At 70.4% G+C, this 1,515-nt stretch carries 1 protein-coding gene; it reads left to right on the top strand.

Annotated elements, in window-relative coordinates:
• Positions 1 to 412: 412 nt before the first annotated feature.
• Positions 413 to 1,515 (top strand): YibE/F family protein (locus tag ACWDEN_RS48085; protein WP_450864469.1); only part of this gene is annotated, 1,103 nt, incomplete at its 3' end.

Below are 1,515 nucleotides of genomic sequence, written 5' to 3'. Positions count from 1 at the left end.
GGCGGCGGCGACCAGGACGACGTCTCCTACGCCGCGTACTTCGACGACGACATCGCCAAGCTCTACCAGCGCGCCCAGGACGAGGACTGAGCCCACCGGCCTGAACGCCCCTCGGGGCCGATGGCGGCGATGCCCGTGCTGAGACCCCGCACAGCCGTTCCCGTACTCTTCCTCAGAGCCGCCGCGCAGGCCCGGCTCCGGAGGGGGCAGGGACAACCGCGAGGGAGACGGCATGGGAGCCGCTGACCGGCAGAGCGCCGGAGACTGGAACGGGTTCGGCGACCCGTCGGGAACCAGAGGTGGTCATGCCGGCGGGTACGGCCACGACTACGCATACAGGAATCCTCCCGAGTCGATACCCCACCCCGGCTACGGACCCGATGCCGACACGGGTCACCTTCACCCTCCGGCCATGAGCGGCCATGGGCACGCCCCCGTGACGGGCAACGGGCCCCTCACGGTGACCGATGCCGGACATGGCTCCGACCACGGTCCTGGAGCGGGCGCCGACGGTCACGGACACGCGCACGCCCATGGACACAGCCACAGTCACGGGCCCGCCGCTCCGGTCTCCCGGCACCTGCGCAAGGTCATCGCGGCGATCCTGATCCCCTTCACCGCCGCGGTCGTCGTGGGGCTCGTGGTGCTGTGGCCGGGCGGAGCCCCGCCGCACAAGCGCACCGGCGTCGGCTTCGACCAGCAGACCCAGCAGGCCACGGTCACCAGAGTCGTCGAGGTGAGCTGCGCGTCGGTGAACGCCTCCGGCGAGACCCCCACCGGCGACACCTCCACCGCCGAGGGCAACTCCGCGGCGCAGGAGGTCGGCGGCACCTGCCACAAGGCCACGGTCCGCGTCGACACCGGCAAGGACAAGGGCCGTACGTTCACCGAGATCGTCCAGCCCGACCAGGCACGGCAGCTGCACCAGGGGGAGCAGGTCGTGACGGCCTACGAACCCTCCGCGCCCAAGGACCTCCAGTACTCGGTCACCGACGTCAACCGCCGGTTTCCGATGGGCCTGCTGGCCGGGATCTTCGCGCTCGCCGTCGTGGTGGTGGGCCGGCTGCGCGGCGCCATGGCGCTCGTCGCGCTGGCCATCAGCTTCATGGTGCTGAACTTCTTCATCCTGCCCGCGATCCTGCAGGGCTCGAACCCGCTGCTCGTGGCGGTGATCGGGTCGAGCGCCATCATGCTGATCGCCCTCTACACGTGCCACGGCCTGTCGGCCCGTACCTCGGTGGCGGTGCTCGGCACACTCGCCTCGCTGGCACTGATCGGCATCCTCGGCTCACAGTTCATCGACTGGGCCGCGCTGACCGGCAACACGGACGACCAGACCGGCCTGATCCACGGCCTGTACCCGAAGATCGGCATGAGCGGTCTGCTGCTCGCAGGCGTCATCATCGGCTCCCTCGGCGTGCTCGACGACGTCACCGTGACCCAGACGTCCGCCGTCTGGGAACTGCACGAGGCCAACCCGGCGATGGGCTGGCGCGGACTGTACCGGGCGGGCAT

The organism is Streptomyces sp. NPDC001153, from assembly GCF_053598315.1.
Note: the sequence above shows the minus strand (reverse complement) of the source record. Positions and strands in the feature narration are given on the sequence as shown.